We start from the raw sequence: 23,582 nt of genomic DNA, 5'->3' as shown, positions 1-23,582 counted from the left end.
ATATGGTTTCCCGCTTTTCGTTTCAATTTTTTATTTTTTAAAGGAAAAAATAAAAAGATTTCCACTGCAAACAAAGTTGACTGAACTCCTATGAAAATAAATATTAAGTGAAGTAATCGGGGCTAAAATCAAGCAATTGGCTTCTCTTTAAAGATTTTGATTATATCACAGACATTCACAAAAGCTGACTTCGCAGAATAAAAATCTTAATAATTAGAAATCAATTCCTTTCCGTGCCATAAAACACTAGGATTAATCAATACAATGCAAAAAACACCGGAAACAATAAGGAATTTTAAAACATTATGAAGTTTTAAAAACTGCTCTTTAGAATTTGATCTCCATAGATAAATCAAGAAAAAAAGTAAAACTCCAAAACAGACATAAAAGTAAATGTCCATGTAACCAACATCATGAATATTAACCAAAACATAAACCGGTAAAATAGTCAAAAGGGTCAAAGCCGTAATGATTTGCTTAGAGATTTTTTCGCCATACAAAACTGGGATTGTTCGATATTGGGTTATTAAATCGCCTTTTAGATTTTCTAAATCTTTAATCATTTCACGAATTAGTAAAAGTAGAAATAAGAAAATAGCATGCGCCGATATGACTATAAAATGGCTCATGTGATTCTCAATTTCTTCAAAAGAAATCTTATTGTAAAAATACAGTAAAATGGCAAAAAACGGAGTCACAGCGAGCAACGCCGACATTAAATTCCCAATAATCGGATACTTTTTTATTTTATGAGAATAAAACCAAATTAGGAAAATATAAGCAGAAAAGAACAGAAAAGCCCTCCATGAAACAATGGAAGCCATTAAAACAGCAAGAAAGTTTAAGCTAAAATAAACGTTCAATTTTGTTTTCTGACTAACCAAACGATCCAGCATCGATTTGTTGGGTCTATTAATTAAATCTTTCTGACTGTCGTAAAAATTATTGATGATGTACCCGGAAGCGATCGTAATAGCCGAAGCAAAAACAATTAGAAACAAATAAAAATCAAGAAGAATATCCAATGCTCTAATTTCTGGCGCCAATATAAAAATCGCAGATAAATATTGAGCTAAAACAATTATAGGAATATTATAACCCCTAACCACAGAGAACAGACTAACAATTTTCATTATTAAAAGTTTTTGTTGTCTGCTTAACATAAAGTTTGGTTTGTTGGGTTAGATGAGGGAAGTTAAAAGATATTTTTTAATTCAAAAATTTAGAGTTTGTTTTTTAACAATTCTTTAGAACCATAACCTAGTTTTCTAATACAGGCCAAAGCTTGTTTTTGTGTAATATCGATTTCTGTAATATCTTTTTTATCTACAAAAACCACTGATCCGCTCCACGGATTTGGAGCATCTGGTATAAAAACGGTAAATTTTTCATCGCTAACTTGCTCTATTAAAAAAGCAAATTGTAAACCAGCATCTGTAGGAACTAAAATTACTTTTAAATCATCTTTAGATTCTAAACCTAATATATTTTCATTCATGCTTTTCATAAATGAATAGCCAGGAACAAAACTTAAAATTCCGTCTTCTAATTTTTGGACTAATTTTTCTGCAGCTGCAGTTCTTGCCAGTAATCCAGCAACAAAACAAATTAGAATTATGATCAATATTCCGATGAGTTCTTGAATAGCAAGTCCTAAAACACTTATTTTTGGTAAATTACTTACTAGCGGAAGTGTTGTTTTTTGTACAATACCATATCCTTTTTCCAAAACAATTAATAGTACAACCAGCGGCACTAAAAACAGAATTCCTCCTAAAAAAGTTGCTTTAATGATTTTTAAAATACTTTTCATAGGCAATAATTTTTTAAGATTAAATGTTAGGAAAGGGTATTCAGTAAATCACAACAATATTTTAAGAGGTTCAACTTTAAAATTGATAAACTACTTCTAATTTATAGTCTTTCAAAGAAGCTTTGGCTCTTTCTAAATCTTCGGTAAAACCTAGAATGTAACCGCCACCGCCAGAACCGCAAAGTTTTAGGTAATAATCGTTTGTATCAATTCCATGCTGCCAGATTCCGTGAAATTGCTCTGGAATCATTGGTTTGAAGTTATTTAAAACAACTTTAGAAAGTTTTTTAGTATTACCGATCAAAGACTTCATGTCGCCATGCAGGAAGTTATCGATGCAGATATCTGTATATTTCACAAATTGGTTTTTAAGCATTGCACGGAAACCTTTGTCTTTTAAGCTTTCCATAAAAATGCTGATCATTGGAGCGGTTTCTCCAATAATTCCAGAATCTAATAAGAACACAGCACCTTTTCCGTCCAAGCTTTGAGTTGGAATGCCAGTTGTCTGAATATTATCTTTAGAATTAATTAAAATCGGAATACTCAAATAGCTATTCAACGGATCTAAACCAGAGCTTTTTCCGTGGAAGAAACTCTCCATCTGAGAAAATATATTTTTTAACTGTAAAAGTTTTTCACGTGTCAAATTCTCTAGAACTGTAATTTTGTTCTTAGCATATTTATCGTAAATCGCCGCTACAAGTGCACCGCTGCTTCCAACACCATATCCCTGCGGAATACTAGAATCGAAATACATTCCAGTTTCGACATCATTTTTAAGGTTTTCTAAATCGAAAGTAACCAAATCTGGCTGCTGTGTATGTAAAACTTCAAGGTAAGAAGCAAAACTTCTCAAACTTTTATTTGAGGCAATGGCTTCGTCTGATGGTTCTTCAGATTTTTTAAGTGCGCCATTGTAAAAGTTATAAGGAATAGCAAGACCTTTTGAATCGCGGATAATTCCGTACTCTCCAAAAAGTAATATTTTTGAATAAAATAATGGTCCTTTCATGATTTATTTTATGTCTTTTTTTATCAGGATTTTTTCTGTTGATTTTTAGCCTTTAATATATAATCCAATAATCATCATGGCCAATGCAAAAAATAGACCAACAAACCATTTAATCATATCATTTTTAGCATCTATAATTTCTTTTTTCACAAAATCTTTAGTAGCTATCTCGTTTTTATCTTGTCTTATTTCTTCGCTGATAGTTCTGTCAATTGCTTCGACAAATTCTTTAGTCTTACTCTCATCAAGATTAAGTTCTTTTCTAAATAAATCGTAAAGTTTTATAGTTGCAGTATTCATGTTCTGACTTAAAAATATGTATTATTGTATAAAGATACGCAAAATTATAAAGCAATTGCGCCACTTCCAATTTTGTCGCAAATGTATTGACTATTCTGACAAAATACAACTAATTCGTCTTGAATAAATTGTAATACTTTTTCGGTAACGTTTTCGGGATAAAGGACATGCACATTTGCTCCAGCATCAAGTGTAAAACAAACCGGAATTTGAGTTTCATTTCTAAATTTCCAAATTGCATTTATGATTTGCAGTGTATTTGGTTTCATCAAAATAAAATACGGCATTGATGTCATCATCATAGCATGTAAAGTCAAGGCTTCACTTTCTACAACTTTGATGAATTCGTCTAAATTTCCATTTTCAAAAATGGCAATTAACTTATCTAGATTTTCATGCGCCTGAGCAAATCTTCTTTCAGCGTACGGATGATTGTGCATTAAATCGTGTCCAACGGTACTCGAAACCTGTTTTTCGCCTTTATCAACCAATAAAATGGTGTCTTGATAATTCTTGAAATTTTCGTGAATCGTATATGGAAATTCAACACCAAACAAATCTGTACTTCCTTCAATATTCGTTTGATTTCCCCAAACAACGACATTTCCTTTTACGCTTCGGCAGGCACTTCCAGAACCTAAACGAGCCAAAAATGAAGCTTTTTGATAGAAATAATCCTCTGTCATTTCTGGGTTTAGTTTTCTTTCCAAACTCATAAAATTCATCGCCAAAGCCGCCATTCCAGAAGCCGAAGATGCAATTCCTGAACTGTGAGGAAAAGTATTCTGAGTATCAATTGTAAAATGATACTCTTTCAAAAATGGCAAATAAACTTCAACTCTTTCTAAAAACTTCTGAATCTTTGGTTTGAAATCTTCTTTTGGTTTTCCTTCGAAAAGTAAATCAAAAGAAAAACCATTTGTCTCGCTGAGCGGAGTCGAAGCGTCTTTTTTAGAAAAAGCCAATTTCGTAATTGTTTTACAATTGTTAAGCGTAAAACTCACTGATGGATTTGCTGGAATCTGGTTGTCTTTTTTCCCCCAGTACTTTACCAATGCAATGTTGCTTGGAGCGCTCCATTCAAAGTTTCCGTTTTCGATTGTTGAAGTATATGGATTTGGTATAAAATCAGCTGCTGAATACATGAATTATAAAATTTTGGCAAAGATAGTTTTTTCACCATATAAGTAATATAAGAAAATATAAATTGACTTTGCTAGAATGAACTTATATCACTTTTATGGTTTAAATTTTCTTTTGACTATTTTTGAATTCAAAATTTGATAAAATGAATAAGTTCGTAAAAATCGCTATAGCCTTAATTGTTTGTTTAACAGTAGGATATTCTGCAAGTTTGGTTACAAGACCAAGTATTGAGACTTGGTACGTGACATTAGAAAAGCCAGTTTTTAATCCGCCGAATTGGATTTTCATGCCAGTTTGGACAGTTCTTTACATTTTTATGGCAGTTGCTGCAGCTTTAGTTTGGGACAGAATAAAAGAAAACACAGAAGAGGTTAAAAAAGCACTTCTTTTCTTTATCATTCAATTGATTTTAAACTCAATTTGGTCTTATTTGTTCTTCGGATTAAAAAATCCAATGTTAGCATTAATCGAAATTGTTCTTCTATGGCTGATGATTTATGAAACGTATTTAAAATTCATCAAAATCAATAAAACTGCAGGTTATTTATTGATTCCATATTTAGCATGGGTTGGATTTGCTACTGTTCTGAATGCAAGTATTTGGTGGCTGAATAAGTAATTTTGCCTATTCCAGTTTTTTAAATTCTTCATTTTTAGTAAATAAAAAGTCCATTATAGACAACACATTCGGATGATCTATTAGTGTTTTAGATTTTGGATCGGCATCGCAGAATTCTAGAAAAAGTTGCTTTTGCTCTTCATTTAATTTCAAATTATTGCGAAAGAAATCTGGCGGACAATATGCAGTCGCCATTTTTTTAAAACGTTCGTCAATTTCATACTTTTTCTTCGGTTTTCCTCCTCCTAAGGGGAAAGATATTTGTGCAGGATTTCTTATTGTGCCATTATTAACTCCTGTATAAGAACTTAAGTCTCTGGATTGTTTATCAACATAAATTTTGTTTACAGCTTCTCTATCAAATTCTACTTTTTGAAATTTCACTTGTGTGATAACAACATCATCTAGTTCTTCTGGTTTAATGACCATATTAACTGTAATGTTATTAGTCTCAATGTCTTTGGCTTTCAATTTTAATCGTGTGAAATAGTAATCTTTAGAAAAGAAAAGCAAACTGTCTTGCGCTTTTACTAAAATAGAGAATTCTCCAGAATCGTTGGTTTTTGTACTTGTCTTGGCCGTTTTATTAATGACTTCGACGTCTTTAATAACAGAATTTTGATAAACGACCTTTCCATGAAGTAATTTTTCGGTTTGAGAAATACTAAGCTGATAAGTAAGAAAAGAAATTGTAGTAAGTAATTTTACCTTCATGTAATGGCTTTTAGTTTTTAATTCCTGAATTTAATTTTTGAAACTCTTTGTTTTTAGTATGCAGAAAATCCATTGTGTAAAGTAAATTTTTCTGCTGTACAAGAACTTTAGCTTGCGGATCAGCATCACAAAATTGTAAAAACAGTTCTTTTTCTTCTGGCTTTATTTTCAAATCATTTGTAAAGAAATCTAATGGAACAGTTGCTTCGGCTAATTTTTTGAAATCCAATTCCTTGAACTTAAATTGCTCTTTTTTTCTTTTTCCTCTAAACAAATTGAAAATAGCGACTAAATCCATTCCATTTGGGATAGTTCCGCTGTAAACACCTGTAGATATTGGTCCCATTGGTACAATAGTTGAATTTTCGTCAGCCGGTCCAACTTTGGGAAATTTTATGTTTGTTATTAAAACCTCATCCAATTCTTCAGGTTTCAAAATCATAATAACTACGATATTATTTTGATCAATATTTTCTTGGGAAACTTTTAATCTTTTAAAAAAGTAATCTTTAGAGAAAAAAAGCAAACTGTCTTTTGGACGAACGAGAATCGAAAATTCACCTAATTCATTTGTCGTCGTACTCGTTTTTGCAGTTTTATTAATCACTTCCACCTTGTTAAGCGGAATATTCTGCGAAAGAACCTTCCCAGCTAATACTTTTTCGGTTTGAGAAACGCTGATTTGATATGTGAAAATAGAAATTGTGGTAAGTAATTTTACTCTCATAAAGAATTGATTAGTTGAGAGTAAAATTATTAGAATAGTCTTAACGAAAACTTACAGAACATGTAAATTCGTGTTAATAAAATCATTTCAGATTTTGAACAAATTTTTCCAGTTCTCCATTATTAAATAAAACAGGTCCGTGACCAAAACAAAGTATTTTTGGTTTTAGCGAAGCCAATTTTAGAATGGACTTTCTATTGGTTTCTTTATCAGTGGTAAACAAATGTGGAGGTTCATTCAAACCGATTTTTGTAGTTAAAAGATTCATATTGGTCATTACATCTCCAACGATTAAAACGCCGTCTTTTTCTCTGAAAAAAGATAAATGCCCGCTAGAATGTCCCGGAGTTTCAATCACAGTGAATCCGCCAATTTGATCTCCTTCTTTTAAAGTCTGAGAAACCGAATGTCCTTTTCCTGCCCAGAAATTCTTCTGAAATTTTGAAATAAAATGATTCGGATTTGGATATTCTGTAAAAACATTTCCGTTTTCAGCGAATTCCTTTTCAGGTTCACTACATAAAAGCGGAATGTTCAAAGTTTCACAGATCACTTTACTACTTCCCTGGTGGTCGGCGTGAGCATGCGTCAATGCATGCTTGCTAATGGATTTACCTTTAATTGCTTTTATTATTTTATTGGCAGAAGTTCTAATTCCTGCATCAATTAAAACATCTTCAATCAAATAACAATTTATAGCGTTTCGCGGGAATAATGGAATTTGGTAAACGTCTTTGGCTATATTCTTCATCTTTTCAAATTTTATTTTGACAAAGATTCGAATTCAATTTTTCAATACACTTGATAAATGTTAAGAAATATCTTGACGAATTCTGCTCAATGATTCTGGAGTAATTCCGAGAAAAGAAGCGATATAAATTAAAGGTGTTCGCTGAATTATTTTGGCTGGAGCCGAAGTTAAAAAAGTCTGGTATTTTTCTTTGGCAGGAATCATTTGCAGTTTTAAAACGCGATCTGCCATACAAAGGTAATTCTGCTCTGCTAAAATTCTTCCAACACGCTCCCAATTTGGGATTTCGCTATATAGAAATTGCATTTTTTCGAAAGTAATCGAAAGAACTTCACAATCTTCAATACATTGAATATTTTCAAAAGAAACAGATTGATTTATAAAGCTAGAATACGAAGCAATAAAACCTTCGTCAGAACTTAAATAGGTAGTGATTTCTTTTCCGTCTTTGAGATAATAAACTCTTGCCAATCCATTTAGAATAAAGAAAATCTTATTGCTGATTTTTCCCATTGACGAAAGATATTCTTTGGCATTAAACTTATCATATTCAAAACAAGAAGCAATTGTCTCGATTTCATTTTCAGAAAAAGAGGCAATTGCTGTGATTTGTTTTTGTAATGAAAGATGCATTTTATAGAATCTCAATTAACTCTGAAGCGCTATTGACAACCAGTTTCGCACCGCTGTTTTTTAATTCTTCTTCTGTTCTGTAGCCCCAAGTAACGCCAACAGGAAACATATTGGCATTTACAGCCGTCTGCATATCAATATCAGAATCACCAACAAAAAGAATTTCTTCGGGTTTTAAATTCCATTTCTTGCCAATTTCTAAAGCCTCAAACGGATTTGGTTTTTTAAGTGCTTCTGTACTTAAACCAACTGCTGTATCGAAATGATTTGGAAAAATTTCAGATGCTATTTTCTTCGTCAATTCATCAGCTTTGTTCGAAAAAACAGCCATTTTGATATTTTGTGAAGTCAGGTTTTCTAACAATTCGACAATACCTTCATAAGGTTTTGTTTTCAGCGTGCAGATTTTAGTATATTCATCGACCATACATTCAAAACAACTTTCGATTTCATCATCAGAATTGTTTGTAGCAGGTAAAGCTTTACTTACCAGATTTCGTAAACCGCTCCCAATAAAATATTGATAAGTGTCGTAAGTATGTGTAGGATAATTTAAAGCGGTAAGTACTTTGTTCATCGCATCTGAGATGTCTTCTAATGAATTGACTAATGTGCCGTCTAAATCAAAAATAATTCCTTTAAATTTCATTTTGTATTAAATATTTTGAGCCAGAATAAACCCGCTTGTCCAGGCATTCTGAAAATTAAATCCGCCTGTAATAGCGTCGATATTTACAATTTCACCAGCAAAATAAAGGTTTTCATGAATTTTGCTTTCCATGGTTTTGAAGTTGATTTCCTTTAAATCGATTCCGCCAGCCGTTACAAATTCTTCCTTAAAAGTACTTTTTCCGTTTACTTTAAATTCAGCTTTTGTTAGTTGTGAAGTTAAATTCAGCAATTGGTTTTTAGATAAATCTGCCCATTTCGTTTCAGAATCAATTCCCGAAGCCAAAACCAGACTTTCCCACAAACGATTCGGGAAATCAAAAGGAGATTTTTTAGAAACGGCTTTTTTAGCGTGTTCCTGTTTTAAATCTTTGAGGATTTTTTCGGCATCTTCAAAATCAACATCATTTAACCAATTGACGAAAATGGTAAACTGATAATTTTTATCGTGCAAAATGCGTGCGCCCCAAGCCGAAAGTTTCAAGATTGCTGGTCCGCTCATTCCCCAATGCGTGATTAACAAAGGTCCTGTCGATTCTAGTTTAGTGTCTTTTACATTAACCGTAACTTGTGCAGCAACCCCTGGCAATTCTTTAATTCGAGAATCTTTGATGTTGAAAGTAAATAGGGAAGGGACTGGGCTCACAATAGCGTGTCCGTGCTCTTGAAGCATTTCCCAGATTTTAGGGTTGCTTCCTGTTGCCATGACTAATTTTTCGGTAGCATAATTATCAGTTTGCGTATCAATTTTCCAGTGATTTTCTTTTTTGAAAATCGATTGTACACTTTGTCCTGTCAATACTTTTATGCCTAATTTTTCGGTTGCTTTTAAAAAACAATCGATAATGGTTTGTGATGAATTAGAAACGGGAAACATTCTTCCATCTTCTTCAATTTTTAATTCTACACCATGTTTTTCGAACCATTCAATTGTATCGCCAGAACAAAATTGATGGAAAGGCCCTCGAAGTTCTTTTTCTCCACGAGGATAAAATTTTACTAATTCGTTGGGTTCAAAACAGGCGTGTGTAACGTTGCATCGTCCGCCTCCGGAAACGCGGACTTTAGAAAGAACTTCTTTTCCTCTTTCTAAAATGGCAATTTTGAGTTTCGGATTTTTCTCGGCAATATTAATTGCAGTAAAAAAACCAGCAGCGCCTCCGCCAACGATTATTATGTCGAAATTTTTAATCATATTTTTTGTTAGCCACGAATTCACGAATTTTTTATTGAACCCTGATGAACTTTGTCAAAGTTTCTCGTAGCGGATTTTATATTTTGTCTGGATTATCAGAGATAATTCCGTTTACTTTATAACTTTTTACTTTTTGAATGTCTTTTTCAGTATTTACTGTCCAAGGCAAAACTAGAAATCCTTTTTCCTGAATTTGAAGGACATTCTTTTCATTCAATAACTGAAAATCTGGATGGATTGCTTTTGCTTTTATTTTTTCGGCGAAAGCCAAAGCAATGTCAATATCTTCTTCTGTTAAAACACCAATTGGGATATTTGAATTTAAAGTTGAAGTTTCTTCCAGCATATTCCATTCGAAACTTGAAATGATGAAATGATTGTAATTCCAGTTTTTTTCTGAAATATATTTTTCTATAAGGGATACCACTTTATTCGGAGTTCCTAAACCTTTTAATTCGATATTAATCAGGCATTTTTTGTCGACTAAATCAAAAACCTCATTTAAAGTTGGAATTTGATATTTTTCATCAATTAAAAATGATTTTAATTCTGCTAAAGTAAAATCTTTGACTAAACCTTTTCCGTTAGTGGTTCTGTCTATTGTTTCGTCATGAATTACGATGATATGTTCGTCAGAGCTAAGGTGAACGTCAAGTTCAATTCCGTCTGAATTTAGATCTAATGCTTTTTGAAAAGCTTGTAAAGTATTTTCAGGTTCGTAGGCTTTGGCGCCTCTGTGAGCTATTTTTAGCATTCTACAGTTTTTTTCTTAACCGCAAAGGTCGCAAAGTTTTACGCAAAGGACACAAGTTTTTTTATTTAATTAAAAAGGTTCGCAAAGATTTTATAAACCTTTGCGAACCTTGCGTATGTCTTTGCGAACTTTGCGGTTAAATTAATTCTAATAAAACAATATCAAAATCGTTGTCTATAATCACTTTTCCATCAATGACTTCAACTTCTTGATTCGAATAAGCATCTTTTAGTTTTGTTCCGTTTGGGAAGAGGTCACCAACTGGAAGTTCTTTTCTGCCTTTTGGTAAATCTACTCCCATAACAACTTTATCTGTAAAAGAGCCTTGGGTAAATGTTCTGGAAAAAGTATAAGGATACGGATTAATTAATTTATGAACACCAGCTCCAACAGCAGGATGATTTCGTCTAAACTGACCTAATTTCTGCCAGTGTAAAAGTGTTTTCTGTATTTCAGAATTATTCTGAATTTCGTCCCAATTCATGTTTGACCGTAAAGTTGCATCGCCATTTGTACCTTCAACAACTAAGGAACGATTTGATTCGTCGCCATAATAAACTTGCGACATTCCTGGCGAAAGCAAAAGTTTAGTTCCCGTTTCAATTCCTTTTACACGGTTTGCATCAAAAGGCTGACCATCGTCGTGCGAAGACATATAGTTTAAAACCGAATAACCTTTTAATTCATTATTTAAAGCATTCGAATATTTAGAAAATAAACCTTCGTAATCGTTTTGAGCCGCATTCCATTTAAATTCAAAATTGATCATGCTGTCAAAACCATTTTGAAAATAATTGACTTTTCGATCTCCAAAATCATAATCCTGCCCACCGCTGATTCCATAACCGTAAACTTCGGCAATGGTATAAAACGGATTCTGATCTAAAACCTGTAAAGGATGGTGTTTTTTCCAAGTTTCAAATGCATAATCACACTCTTTTTTAAAATCGGCCCAAACGCCTTCTTCGGTGTGTTTTACTGTGTCGGCACGGTAACCGTCAATTCCAAATTCTACAATATAATCGGTAAGCCATTTTATAATGTAATATTTCGGACTTCTTGGATAACCTGTTCTTTTGAAGAATTCATCCAATGAAGCAATTTCTTTTTCGTAACGACCTTCTTTTTTCCATTTTTCGATTAAAAAAGGAGGCAGTTCTACGTTTTGAGTACTTTCAGTTTTTACATCAGGAAGATTTTCAACCAAAGTACACATTGTAGTATTTTCGAATGATTTATAATCGCAGACAACGCCAGTTCTTACCCAGTCAGAAGGCCAAACGGGATCTTCTGGAGTTACTGGTCCAGTATGATTGATTACGCCATCCAAAACTATTCTGATTCCTTTTTCGTGTGCTTTTTTTACCAGATTAGCTAAATCTTCTTTGGTTCCAAAGTTTGGATCCAGAGCTGTCCAGTCTTTTGCCCAGTAGCCGTGAAAGCCGTAACTCAATCCGGTTCCTTCATCAACTCCGTCGTGAATCTGTTCGACAATCGGCGTAAGCCAAATAGCATTTATCCCTAATTTTTCAAAATAACCTGATTCGATTTTTTTAGTGATTCCGATAATATCTCCGCCTTCAAATCCGCGTAGTTTTCCAGAAGTTTTAGTTCGGTTGAAATTTAAATCGTTCGATTTGTCGCCGTTGTAAAAACGGTCTGTAAGTAAAAAATAAACATTTGCTCCTTCCCAAACGAAAGGTGTTTTCGAAGTGTTTTCGTTATTCATTGTAACTGATTTTGAGCCAGAACAACTCATTGTTAAGTATACTAAAGATAAAAAAAGGAAAGTGTATTTTTTCATTATTTTAGAATATTTTAGGATGGATTGTGTTGAAAAAAATAGCCACGAATTCACGAATTATTTTTTAAAATCTTTGAGAATAAAAATTCGTGAATTCGTGGCGGAAAAACTTTGCGTAGACGCACTGCAGTGCGTCTCTACGTTATATGCTGTGTGTTTAAAATTATTCCAATTCTAAAACCAAAGCTGATTTTGGTTCTAAAGTAATTTCAGAAGCTAAATCGAATGTTTTTCCTGAAATAACATCTTTTCCTGATTTGTAGTTTTTAATGCTTTCTTTAAAACGGTTAGTTTTTACAACTTGCTCTTTTGCATTATTATTAAAAACAACCATAACCGTTTTAGAATCTGTATATCTGAAATATACATAAGTGTTGTTTTCTGGAATATAATGCTTCATTTTTCCGAAATGAACCGCTTCGTTTGTTTTTCTCCAGTTGAACAATTTCGAAGAGAAATCAAAATAAGCAGCTTGCTCTGCCGTTCTTCCTGCTGCCGTAAAAGCATTGTTTTTGTCGCCAGCCCATCCGCCTGGGAAATCCTGACGAATATCGGCATCACCGCCTTTACCTTTATCACCGCCCATTCCGATTTCTGAACCGTAATAGATTTGCGGAATTCCACGAACGGTAGCTAATAATGTCATTGCCAGTTTGTATTTTGGTAAATCATATTTGAACTTTTCGTTCATACGATCAGTATCGTGATTTTCGGAAAAAACCAAAATATTATTGGTATTTGGATATAAAAAATCCATTGCAAAATTGTTGTAGAATTTAATCAATCCGCTGTCCCAATTTGGTGTGTCTTCGCTAAAGGCAGAAGTAATCTGACTTTGAAGCGTAAAATCCATTATAGTTGGAAGATTTGAATTGTAGTTTTCAATTGCTCCAATTTTACTGTCTTTTTGCCAAAAAGCTAAATTCGCTTGATTGTGCATCCAGATTTCACCCACAATATTAAAATTTGGGTATTCATCTGTAATTGATTTTGCCCAATTTGCCATTGCTGTTTTATCCGAATAATTATAAGTGTCAACTCTAAATCCATCAAGATTTGCAAATTCAATCCACCAAATAGCGTTTTGAGTTAAGTATTTTGCAACAAGAGGATTTCTTAAATTTAAATCGGGCATAGAAGGTACAAACCAACCGTCTACACAAACTTCCTGATCTATTTTTGAAGCATGAATATCTGTAATTACTTCACGACGGTGATGTGTTTGTGTGAACGTTTCGAATTGATTGAACCAAGTTTTAGTCGGAATATCCTTCATCATCCAGTGTGTAATTCCCCAGTGATTCGTAACATAATCCATAACCAGTTTCATGTCTTTTTTATGCATTTCTGTAGACAAACGAGCATAATCATCGTTTGTTCCGTAACGCGGATCGATTTTGTAAACATCCGATTGTCCATACGTATGATACGAATGTTGTTTGTCGTTGTCTTCGCATAAAGGTGTGCTCCAAATTGTTGTCGCGCCAAGAGACGAAATATAATCTAAGTTTTTAATGATTCCTTCGATATCGCCGCCGTGGCGTCCGCTTGGATCTTGACGATTTCCTTTCTCTGTTAAAGAAGCATCACTGTCGTTTTTAGGATTTCCGTTAGCAAAACGATCCGGCATGATTAGGTAAATCAAATCAGAGGCATCATAACTTTTTCTATCTGCCGAATTTGCTCTTCTTTCTTTCAGAACATATTTTTGTTTAAAAGCAACTTTATTATTGTTTTTGAAAGAAAAAACCAATTCAGAAGCTTTTACGTCTTTCGTATCGATTGTTACGAAAAGGTAATTTGGATTTTCTGTTTTTTCTACATTTTTAATCGCAACATTGTTAGAAACTGAAGCTTCGTATTGTGAAATGTTTTTTCCGTAGAACATAATTTGCAGTTCCGGATTTTTCATTCCGGCGTACCAGAAAGGTGGTTCTACTTTTTGGATTTGTGCTTTTGCGGAAGCGGAAAACAACAAAACCAATAGAAGTAATTTATAGATATGATGGTTTATTTTTAGGTTGTTCATAGTTTTTGTTTTTAGTTCAATTTGAACATTAATTATTGATGTTTTTTACTGGAGGAGGCAGAGGTGGCTTTAGAAAAGAAATTATCTTTTCACTTTCAAAGTGAAGATTTTTTTTGGTTTCCTTTAATATAAGTTTTTGCTTTAGATTATTTACCAATATTGCAATTGAATCAATTTCTTTAGGCGCACCACCATAAACAGATATCATTTTGTTTTTATTATCCTTTGTTATGCTAATTATATAAGTGCTTCCATCAATAATATGTTATAAAGAATATTCAGATTTGTATTTGAATAGATTAACTTTTTCTATATAATTAAATAGTTTTAATTTTTCTTTCTTATTTAAAATTGCATAGTAGTTTGTTTTATCTTTTGGGTCAGAAATACCATTTTTCAAACGATAGCCCATCCATTCTTGATGTATATAAACGGTATCCGTTTGATTTATTTTTAAAGAATAAACTTGACTAAAAGTTCCAGAAAAAGAATAATCTAATAAATCAATTGTATTTTCTTTTTTACTACAACTAAAAAGTAATAAGCTTGTAAAAATTATTATTGACTGTTTCATACTATTTTGATTTCTTCTGTTCAAGCATCCATTTATATATTTCTGGATTTTTCTCATACAGATATTGAATCTCATGCCCTTCATTTTCTAAACGAGTAAACTTGAATTTATTCTTAGTTTCACAAAATTCAAGACCTTTTGCAATTCTTTCAGTTTCACTAATCGGAATTTTATCATCTGCAGTTCCGTGAAAAGCCCAAATAGGAATTTTACTGAGATTACAGATTCTAGTTAGATCACTGTCGTTAATTCCTCCACAAAATGCAACAACTGCAGCGAATTTATCAGGGAAATCTAAAGCTGTAATGTAAGCTCCGTAACCGCCCATGCTAATTCCGGTTATGTAAATTCTGCTTTTATCGATTCTATATTTTGCTTCTAAATCGGCATATAATGTTTCGAACCAATTTTCAGATGACCAGTATTTATTGTCTGGACATTGAGGCGAAGCAATTATAAAATCGAAATCTTGACCTTTTTCTACTAAATAGGGAAGACCGTAGATTTTCAGTTTATTTAGATCGTTTCCTTTTTGCGAACCACCATGTAAATAAATTACAAGTGGATATTTTTTGGTTCCTTTTGTATAGTCTTTCGGCAAATACAAAAGATAATCATAAGATGCTTTTGTTTTGGTTTGGGAATACGTATTAAAACCAAAAAAGATAAAAAGGAAAATCAAGAAATTAAGTTTGAAGCTCATATTAAATTTATCTAGAGATGAAGAAAATAGTTACCTCAAATTTAATTTCTTAATTTGAATTTATAGTAAAAAGACAAGTAATCTTGGGGTTAATTACTTGTCTTTAAAAATTATTTATTTTCAATAATGCTTATCGCATAACCTCCACCAGGAGCAGAAAACTGAGATAATTTTGATTTATTAGTTACAGCAATTTTCTTGATTGTATAAGCTTGCGGATTCGTTTTGTAATGCGCATCTTTTGCATCAGCATAAATGGTTGCTGTATATTTTTTACCTTTTTCAAGGAAACTGAAATCGATGTTTGAAGTACGTGGAGTTTCTCCGTTTACGTTTCCGATAAACCAGTTATTTGTTCCTTTTGCTTTACGCGCAACTGTAATAAAATCTCCAGGTTCAGCTTCGATATATTTACTTTCTGACCAATCTACAGCAACATCTTTAATGAATTGGAATGCATCTGGAAAACGGTTGTAGTTTTCTGGGGTATCAGCAGCCATTTGCAACGGGCTGTACATTGTAACGTATAATGCCAATTGGTTACAGATTGTACTGTTTACATGCGATTTGTTGTCAGGATTCATTTTGCTAATATCCATTTCGAAGATTCCAGGAGTGTAATCCATTGGACCACCAATTAAACGTGTAAAAGGTAAAACCGTTACATGGTTTGGTTTAGAACCTCCAAAAGCTTGGTACTCTGTTCCTCTTGCCGCTTCGTTTCCAATTAAGTTAGGATACGTTCTTGCAATTCCCGTTGGACGGACTGCTTCGTGAGCGTTCACCATAATTTTGTAATCTGCCGCTTTTTCGATTGCATATTGGTAGTGGTTTACAATCCATTGGCTGTAGTGATTTTCGCCTCTTGGCAAAATATCACCTACGTAACCGCTTTTTACAGCATCATATCCATTATCATTCATGAATTTGTAAGCTGCATCCATGTGGCGCTCGTAGTTACGAACAGAACCTGAAGTTTCGTGGTGCATGATGATTTTTACACCTTTAGATTTTGCATATTCGTGAAGACCTTTTACATCAAAATCTGGGTAAGGCGTTAAGAAATCAAAAACATAATCTTTTGAGTGACCAAACCAGTCTTCCCAACCTTCGTTCCATCCTTCAACTAAAACAGCGTCGAAACCATTAGCAGCAGCAAAATCAATGTATTTTTTTACGTTAGCATTGTTTGCTCCATGTGTTCCGTTTGGTTTTGCTTTTGAAAAATCTGAAACTCCCAATTGAACTGTAGGGAAATCGTTTGTGTATGACCAAGAGCTTTTTCCTGTAATCATTTCCCACCAAACACCAACGTATTTTACTGGTTTAATCCAAGAAGTATCATCAATTTTTGAAGGATCATTTAAATTATAAGTCATTTTTGAAGCTAAGATTTCTCTAGCGTCATCACTTACCATAATCGTTCTCCATGGTGAGTGGCTTGGCGCCTGCATATAACCTTTGTCACCTTTTGCATCTGGTGTTAGCCAAGAGTTGAAAACGAAGCTTTTGTCATCTAAATTCAAGTGCATACAAGAATAGTTGATCAAAGCAGCTTCATGTAAGTTGATGTAGATTCCGTCGTTAGTTTTTAACATCAAAGAAGTCTGAACTCCTGTTGGTGAAAAAGATCTTTGCGAAACGTTTGCTGTATATGCTTTTTGAGACAAACCTCTAATTTCAGATAATTTAGATTTTGTATAATCGTATTCCTGTGTATCATAATCTCCTGGAATCCAGAAAGCAGTATGATCTCCAGTCATGGCAAATTGAGATCTTTCTTCTTTGATTACAAAGTAAGTAAGATTCTTTTGCGCTGGGAATTCATATCTAAATCCAAGTCCGTCTTCGAATAAACGAAAACGGATAATGATTTGTCTGTCTGTTCCTTTTTGGTTTAAAGTCACAGCCAATTCATTATAATGATTTCTGATGTGATCTACTTCTCCCCAAACTGGTTTCCAAGTTTCATCAAAAGTGGAAGTTTTAGTATCAACAACCGTAAAGTCATTCAATAAAGATTTTTTATCATCTTTAAGTTCAAGACCAAGTTTACTGGTTTTTACAACTTCTTTGTTTTTGTATTTTAAATTGTACGTTGGAGTTCCGTCGTTTTGAAGAGAAAATTCCATTACGAACTTGCCTTCGGGTGATTTTAATTGCTGCGCTTTTGCAACGGTGCTAAACGCAAACAAAATTAAACTTGCGAAAAATAAGTTTTTCATGTTTTTTAGTTTTTAAGTGTATTGTAATTTAATTTATTTGTACAAATTTACTTGCAATTATAGGATTTCCATTAACTACAATTGTTAAATCTTGATCGCCATCTACAGTAAAAGTTGTTTCATTGTGATTTACAGCTACTTTAAGAATTTGGTTTCTGAAATTAATTTTAAAAGAATAACCTTTCCATTCTTTTGGAATTTTTGGAGAGAAATGAAGCTGGTCATTTTTAACACGCATTCCTCCAAAACCTTCTACAATACTCATCCATGTTCCAGCCATTGACGTGATATGACAACCTTCTTCCACTTCTTTATTATAATCATCCAAATCCAAACGAGAAGTTCTTAAATAAAAAGTATAGGCCATATCCATTTTATCTAATGCAGCAGCTTGAATCGAGTGTACGCAAGGAGAAAGTGAACTTTCGTGAACCGTAAATGATTCATAAAATTCAAAATTGCGTTTTAATTCCTCTTTCGAAAAATGATCTTCGAAGAAATAGAAACCTTGTAAAACGTCGGCTTGTTTGATGTAAGGCGAACGTAAAACGCGATCCCAAGACCATTTTTGGTTAATTGGACGCTGTGAACGATCTAAATCTTTTACAGGAACTAAATCTTTGTCTAAGAAACCGTCTTGCTGTAAATAAATCCCAAGTTCTTTAGAAATAGGGAAGTACATATCGTCAGCAACTTTTTTCCATTCTTTGATTTCTTCTACAGAAAGATTTACTTTATCCAAAACCCTTTTGTGATCTGCAGGATATTCTGATGCTACTTTTTCGATTTGTTCTGAAGCAAAATCAATACACCATTTTGCAATATAATTGGTGTAGAAATTATTGTTGATGTTATTTTCGTATTCGTTTGGTCCTGTAACTCCCAAAATTACGTACTGATTTTTATCTTTAGAGAAAGAAGCTCTCTGGTGCCAGAAACGCGCAATTCCGATTAAAACTTCTAATCCTTTTTCTGGAATATAAGAGTAATCTCCCGTGTAGCGGTTATAGTTATAAATCGCAAAAGCAATCGCACCATTTCGGTGGATTTCTTCGTGTGTGATTTCCCATTCGTTATGGCATTCTTCACCATTCATGGTAACCATTGGGTATAAAGCTGCACCGTTTTTGAAACCTAAATTATCTTTAGCATTTTCAATTGCTTTATCCAATTGATTGTAACGGTAAGTCAACAAGTTTCTTGCAACCTGCTGATCTTTTGTCGCCATATAAAAAGGAATACAATATGCCTCAGTATCCCAATAAGTTGATCCGCCGTATTTTTCTCCTGTAAAACCTTTTGGACCAATGTTTAAACGAGAATCTTTTCCTGAATAGGTTTGATTCAATTGGAAGATGTTGAAACGAATTCCTTGTTGTGCTTTTACATCGCCTTCAATAGTAATATCTGACATTTCCCAGATTTTTGCCCAAGCCTCAATTTGATTTTGAAGCAAAGTATCATATCCTAAAGCAACAGCAGATTTTATTACTTTTTCGGCTCCAGCCAAAGTATTTTCGTGGTTTAAAGAAACCGTATAACCGCCAATTTTTTGAATTGTTGAGGTTTGTCCTTTTGCAATAATTGTTCCGTAAGTGTACTGAACTTTATCTACCGTTGAATCAATTGTTGAAGGTGAAATATTTGCATTTTCTCCGTTTGCTAAAATCGTATTGTGCATAAAAGTTGTAACCTTGAAATGCGTTTTGAAAGTTTGAGCAGTTACAAAAGCTTCGTTTGTTCCTTTTTTAACTTCAAGCGGTTCCCAGAATTTTTCTTCCCAGTTTGCATCTTCATTAGTTACACCAGCATCGATATACGGTTTGTAAACGATTTTTGCATCTTTGTTTAAAGGTATAATATCATATTTTATGATCCCAGCTTCGTCTAAATCTAATGAAAGAAAACGACGAATGTTTACTGCGATTTCAGTTCCGTTTTGAAGAACAGCTTCAAAAGAACGATTGTACCATCCTTCTTTCATATTCAATTCTCTACGGAAATTTCTAACTTCGGTACAATTGTTTAAGTCAAAATTTTCTTCATTGATTTCAATATCAATTCCAATCCAGTTTGGAGCATTCAAAACTTTAGCGAAATATTTCGGATAACCGTTTTTCCACCAGCCCACTTTTGTTTTATCTGGATAATAAATTCCTGCGATATAACTTCCTTGAAAAGTCTCGCCAGAATATCTTTCTTCAAAATTCGCACGTTGTCCCATAGCACCGTTTCCGATACTAAAAAGACTTTCAGACGATTTTACTCTTTCGACATCAAATCCTTCTTCGATAATGGACCAATTGTCTGGTTTTATATAATCTTGATTCATTTTTTCTTCATATTAGAAAATATGGCAATTTGATAATTAGATAATTGCCTTGGTTCTTATTAACTTTTTTACATTCATTTGAGTAATTAGCATTAGAATATTTGTCGATGAGATTAATTTTCTCATTGACATATTTTCTAATTATCCAATTAGTTTCTCAATAAAGCCTGGTGTGATTTGGGTAAAATCTTTAAAAATATGATCAGCTTCATGTAAAATTGTTTCCTCACCAATTCCAACACTTACCATTTCTGCAATATTTGCTGCCTGAATTCCAGCAACAGAATCTTCAAATACAATTGAATTTTTTGGATCAATATTTAATAATTGAGCCGCTTTTAAGAAAACTTCCGGATCTGGTTTTGCATTGCTGACATCGTTTCCGTCAACAATAACATCGAAGTAAGATAGGATCCCAGTTTTTTCTAGAATTGGTCTTGCATTTTTGCTGGCAGAACCCAATGCAATTCCTTGATTTAAATCTTTCAATAGTTGTAGCACTTTTAAAACTCCTGGAAGAATCTCACTTTCATCCATGTCAACTAGATAAGATAAATAATCTTCATTTTTTTGAATTAGCCATTTGTCTTTGTCTTCTTGAGAAGCTTGGACATTGCCTAATCCAAGTATAATGTCTAATGAACGAACTCGGCTAACACCTTTTAAAAGTTCGTTGTCTTCGTGTGTAAAATTTATATTTAATGACTGAGCGATTTTCTGCCAGGCCAAAAAGTGGTATTTAGCGGTGTCTACAATTACGCCGTCAAGGTCGAATATAAATGCCTTTTTGTTCATTGTGAGGGAAAAATTATTCTTAAATTATGATTTTTGAGTAAAGTCGTCTACATCTTTTACTTTAGAAACTAAAGCAGCGGCGATTAAAAAACTAACTCCACTTGTGACTAGAGCATAAATGGCATCTCCGTTGTAAAGATATTTTACAATTGGACCTCCAATTAATGCATTTACGATTTGTGGGATAACGACAAAGAAATTAAAAATTCCCATGTAAACACCCATTTTTTTAGGTGTAATAGATCCTGCAAGGATTGCATAAGGCATTGCCAAAATACTTGCCCAAGCAACTCCAATTAAAACCATTGGCAATACAACCCAGTCTTCATTTGGCATGAAATAAATTGATATTAAACCAATTCCTCCAATAACCAATGAAAGTGAATGTGTTGCTTTTCGCCCGATTTTTTTTGCGATATATGGCAAGAAAAACAAAGCGACAATAGCCGAAACTAAGTTATAAACACCAAAAAGAATTCCGACCCAGTCTCCAGCATCTTGATATTGTTGGCTTGAAGTGTCATTTAATGGCAGTTTGTAAATATGATGTGCAATTGCTGGAGTGGTAAAAACCCACATTCCGAATAAACCAAACCAAGAAAAAAACTGCACCCAGCTTAACTGGCGCATTGTTGTTGGCATTTTTGCAAAATCGGTAAAGATGTCTGTAATTTTTGATTTTTCCTCAGAATCAGAAACCACGTCATTTTGCGGATCTTCAAATTTTGCCAATTCTTCTGGTGAGTATTCTTTGGTTGTGAATAAGGTTACTAAAATAGAACCAATTAAAACTGCGGCTCCAATTATAAATGACAAAGTCAGATTTAAAGGTACACTTCCTGGAACTGTGCTGTTTGAAATGTGAAAGTACTTCGTTAAAACATATGGCAATGCTGAACCAATTACGGCTCCAAAACCAATTAATGAAGTTTGAATACTGAATCCTGCAGTACGCTGATCTGTTCTTAAATTATCACCAACAAGCGCGCGAAACGGCTCCATGGCAATATTGAAAGAAGCATCCATGATCATTAACATTCCAGCTCCAACCCATAAAGCTGGCAAAATAGAAATGAAAATATTAGCCTGCGGCATTAAAATTAATCCTACCGAAGCTAAAATAGCGCCAACCAAAAAGAAAGGTTTTCGTCTGCCGAATCTTCCCCAAGTTTTATCACTGTAATGACCAATTATTGGCTGCACTATTAATCCCATAAGAGGAGCAATAATCCAGAACCAAGAAAGTTCATGTACGTCGGCACCAAAAATTTGAAGAATTCTACTGGCATTTGCATTCTGAAGTGCAAACCCCATTTGTATTCCTAAGAAACCGAAACTCATATTCCAGATTTCCCAGAAACTTAATTTACGCTTTTCCATTATCGTAATTAAAAAATTAATTATACGATAAGCGCTTTGCTTATCAAAACTTACTGTTTTTTCGAAGTAAAAGTAAAAGCCTTGACGGGCGTAAAAGTATTAATTATTTTTTTATTTATGCTAATAAAAAAGCCATAAATATTTTTTATGGCTTTAGAAAGTATTGATTTTAAGATTTTTAGTCAGTAGATTCTCTTTTTATTAAATGGGTTTCTATGACTTCTGTTGTGTAATTTTCGGTATGCTCTTCGTCATCATCTTCTTCGGCTTCAAGCCTTTCAATAAGCATTTTGGCAGCTTTACTACCCATTTTTTCGCCACTTTGACTTACTGTTGTAATGGTTGGAGTTGAATATTTGGAAATAATTCCATCAGTAAATGCAATTACGGCTAAATCTTCAGGAACTTTTAGTCCCATTTTATTTGCTGTTTTGATAATTGTAACAGCAAAAAGCTCATTTACAGCAAAAACAGCATCAAAAGCTCTTGCATGGAGAAGCTCAGAAATAGTTATTTCACAAGTATCTACATCTTCAATTTTAATTATTAAATCTTCGCTGAAAGCAATTCCGTTGTCCAAAAGTGCTTTCTCATAGCCATCAGTTCTAAGTTTTCCAACGCTTACATAATCTACTGTAGTTACCAAAGCGATCTTTTTACGTCCGTTGTCAATTAAACTTTGAACAGCTTCGTATGCAGCAGCTTTATCATCAATAATAACTTTATCACATAAAATGTCATTCGTAACTCGGTCAAACATGACTACGGGCATTCCTTGATTTATAACTTCTGTAATGTGATGGAAGTCGCCTTTATACTGCGTTTCTTTAGAAAGAGACATGATAAAACCGTCAATGCTTCCGTTGGCCAACATCTCCATATTTAGGACTTCTTTATCAAAAGAATCATCAGATACACAAATGACTACGCTATATCCATATTCGTTTGCTACCTGTTCAATTCCGTTGATTACAGTAGAGAAAAAGTAATGTACAATTTCGGGAATAATAATTCCAATACTCTTCGTTTTTCGGTTTTTTAAACTAAGAGCAATATTGTTTGGTTTGTAGTTGTAAAACTTTGCAAAAGCCTGCACTTTTAGTCGTGTTTCTTCGCCAATTTCGAGACTATTTCGCAGTGATTTTGAGACAGTTGATATAGAGACATCAAGTTCCTTTGCAATCTGTTTTAAGGTTATTTTACGTTTCATGGGGTTAATTGAAAAAAATCTAATTAATAATAAAGATATCTGAAATTTTTATAATTGACAATTTTAACGCTAAAAGATTACAAAATATAGAAAGTTTTCAACACTACCACGTTTTCGTAAACCAATAAAAATTGCTTCAGGTTGTTCGTGTTAATAAATTCATAATTTTGAAATTCGAAGTAAAATTAAAAACT

At 33.3% G+C, this 23,582-nt stretch carries 23 protein-coding genes; 1 reads left to right on the top strand and 22 read right to left on the bottom strand.

The genetic code is table 11. The features are described from left to right. Positions 1-206: 206 nt before the first annotated feature. The 5 genes from DM444_RS16115 to DM444_RS16095 all read right to left on the bottom strand — a co-directional run bounded on the left by DM444_RS16115 (position 207) and on the right by DM444_RS16095 (position 4,273). Positions 207-1,163 carry a geranylgeranylglycerol-phosphate geranylgeranyltransferase gene (locus DM444_RS16115; RefSeq protein WP_111288442.1) on the bottom strand — a complete coding sequence of 319 codons (957 nt, stop codon included), beginning with the start codon at positions 1,161-1,163 and terminating at the stop codon, positions 207-209. A 59-nt stretch (positions 1,164-1,222) separates the two neighbouring features. Then, positions 1,223-1,813, bottom strand: coding sequence for a DUF502 domain-containing protein (locus DM444_RS16110; RefSeq protein WP_111288440.1), 591 nt, complete (start codon positions 1,811-1,813; stop codon positions 1,223-1,225). 76 nt (positions 1,814-1,889) lie between these two features. After that, positions 1,890-2,828, bottom strand: a complete 939-nt coding sequence (locus DM444_RS16105) for a mevalonate kinase family protein (protein ID WP_111288438.1) — start codon at positions 2,826-2,828, stop codon at positions 1,890-1,892. 45 nt (positions 2,829-2,873) lie between these two features. Further along, positions 2,874-3,128 (bottom strand): hypothetical protein, encoded by a 255-nt coding sequence (locus tag DM444_RS16100; RefSeq protein ID WP_111288436.1) that lies wholly within the window; start codon positions 3,126-3,128, stop codon positions 2,874-2,876. A gap of 44 nt (positions 3,129-3,172) precedes the next feature. Next, positions 3,173-4,273: a diphosphomevalonate/mevalonate 3,5-bisphosphate decarboxylase family protein gene (locus DM444_RS16095; protein WP_111288434.1), complete on the bottom strand. Its 1,101-nt coding sequence runs from the start codon at positions 4,271-4,273 to the stop codon at positions 3,173-3,175. A gap of 143 nt (positions 4,274-4,416) precedes the next feature. On the opposite strand from DM444_RS16095, the gene DM444_RS16090 reads away from it, so the two are divergent. Further along, a complete protein-coding gene (locus DM444_RS16090) occupies positions 4,417-4,893 on the top strand; it encodes a TspO/MBR family protein (RefSeq protein WP_111288432.1) in 477 nt (158 codons plus the stop codon). A 6-nt stretch (positions 4,894-4,899) separates the two neighbouring features. Here the strand turns inward: DM444_RS16090 and DM444_RS16085 are convergent, their stop codons facing one another. The 17 genes from DM444_RS16085 to DM444_RS16005 form a co-directional block, all read right to left on the bottom strand. Beyond that, positions 4,900-5,607, bottom strand: coding sequence for a hypothetical protein (locus DM444_RS16085; RefSeq protein WP_111288430.1), 708 nt, complete (start codon positions 5,605-5,607; stop codon positions 4,900-4,902). A gap of 10 nt (positions 5,608-5,617) precedes the next feature. Further along, positions 5,618-6,334, bottom strand: coding sequence for a hypothetical protein (locus DM444_RS16080; protein ID WP_111288428.1), 717 nt, complete (start codon positions 6,332-6,334; stop codon positions 5,618-5,620). Positions 6,335-6,416: 82 nt separating this feature from the next. Next, positions 6,417-7,085: an MBL fold metallo-hydrolase gene (locus DM444_RS16075; RefSeq protein WP_111288426.1), complete on the bottom strand. Its 669-nt coding sequence runs from the start codon at positions 7,083-7,085 to the stop codon at positions 6,417-6,419. Between the two features lie 60 nt (positions 7,086-7,145). Continuing rightward, positions 7,146-7,718, bottom strand: coding sequence for a Crp/Fnr family transcriptional regulator (locus tag DM444_RS16070; RefSeq protein WP_111288424.1), 573 nt, complete (start codon positions 7,716-7,718; stop codon positions 7,146-7,148). Between the two features lies 1 nt (position 7,719). Continuing rightward, the gene (locus DM444_RS16065) at positions 7,720-8,367 is read right to left on the bottom strand and encodes an HAD family hydrolase (protein WP_111288422.1); all 648 of its coding nucleotides are present in this window, start codon (positions 8,365-8,367) and stop codon (positions 7,720-7,722) included. A gap of 6 nt (positions 8,368-8,373) precedes the next feature. Then, the gene (locus DM444_RS16060) at positions 8,374-9,582 is read right to left on the bottom strand and encodes a BaiN/RdsA family NAD(P)/FAD-dependent oxidoreductase (protein ID WP_111288420.1); all 1,209 of its coding nucleotides are present in this window, start codon (positions 9,580-9,582) and stop codon (positions 8,374-8,376) included. Between the two features lie 76 nt (positions 9,583-9,658). Beyond that, complete coding sequence (locus DM444_RS16055; protein ID WP_111288418.1) at positions 9,659-10,336, bottom strand: glycerophosphodiester phosphodiesterase; 678 nt, start codon at positions 10,334-10,336, stop codon at positions 9,659-9,661. 136 nt (positions 10,337-10,472) lie between these two features. Beyond that, positions 10,473-12,140, bottom strand: coding sequence for an alpha-amylase family glycosyl hydrolase (locus tag DM444_RS16050; RefSeq protein ID WP_111288417.1), 1,668 nt, complete (start codon positions 12,138-12,140; stop codon positions 10,473-10,475). A gap of 163 nt (positions 12,141-12,303) precedes the next feature. Beyond that, entirely contained in the window at positions 12,304-14,169 is a 1,866-nt protein-coding gene (locus DM444_RS16045) for a glycoside hydrolase family 13 protein (protein WP_111288415.1), read from the bottom strand. Positions 14,170-14,197: 28 nt separating this feature from the next. Beyond that, positions 14,198-14,377: a hypothetical protein gene (locus DM444_RS16040; protein WP_111288413.1), complete on the bottom strand. Its 180-nt coding sequence runs from the start codon at positions 14,375-14,377 to the stop codon at positions 14,198-14,200. Between the two features lie 57 nt (positions 14,378-14,434). Further along, positions 14,435-14,743 (bottom strand): hypothetical protein, encoded by a 309-nt coding sequence (locus tag DM444_RS16035; protein ID WP_111288411.1) that lies wholly within the window; start codon positions 14,741-14,743, stop codon positions 14,435-14,437. Between the two features lies 1 nt (position 14,744). Continuing rightward, positions 14,745-15,446, bottom strand: a complete 702-nt coding sequence (locus tag DM444_RS16030) for a carboxylesterase family protein (RefSeq protein ID WP_111288410.1) — start codon at positions 15,444-15,446, stop codon at positions 14,745-14,747. 110 nt (positions 15,447-15,556) lie between these two features. Next, positions 15,557-17,671 (bottom strand): glycoside hydrolase family 97 protein, encoded by a 2,115-nt coding sequence (locus DM444_RS16025; RefSeq protein ID WP_111288409.1) that lies wholly within the window; start codon positions 17,669-17,671, stop codon positions 15,557-15,559. A 28-nt stretch (positions 17,672-17,699) separates the two neighbouring features. Next, the gene (locus tag DM444_RS16020; RefSeq protein WP_111288408.1) at positions 17,700-20,003 is read right to left on the bottom strand and encodes a glycoside hydrolase family 65 protein; all 2,304 of its coding nucleotides are present in this window, start codon (positions 20,001-20,003) and stop codon (positions 17,700-17,702) included. A gap of 141 nt (positions 20,004-20,144) precedes the next feature. Continuing rightward, positions 20,145-20,798 carry a beta-phosphoglucomutase gene (pgmB, locus tag DM444_RS16015; protein WP_111288407.1) on the bottom strand — a complete coding sequence of 218 codons (654 nt, stop codon included), beginning with the start codon at positions 20,796-20,798 and terminating at the stop codon, positions 20,145-20,147. Positions 20,799-20,822: 24 nt separating this feature from the next. After that, positions 20,823-22,178: an MFS transporter gene (locus DM444_RS16010; RefSeq protein ID WP_111288406.1), complete on the bottom strand. Its 1,356-nt coding sequence runs from the start codon at positions 22,176-22,178 to the stop codon at positions 20,823-20,825. Between the two features lie 178 nt (positions 22,179-22,356). Continuing rightward, a complete protein-coding gene (locus DM444_RS16005) occupies positions 22,357-23,388 on the bottom strand; it encodes a LacI family DNA-binding transcriptional regulator (RefSeq protein WP_111288404.1) in 1,032 nt (343 codons plus the stop codon). Positions 23,389-23,582 lie beyond the last annotated feature (194 nt).

The organism is Flavobacterium ginsenosidimutans (assembly GCF_003254625.1).
In the GTDB taxonomy this organism is placed as follows: domain Bacteria; phylum Bacteroidota; class Bacteroidia; order Flavobacteriales; family Flavobacteriaceae; genus Flavobacterium; species Flavobacterium ginsenosidimutans.
Note: the sequence above shows the minus strand (reverse complement) of the source record. Positions and strands in the feature narration are given on the sequence as shown.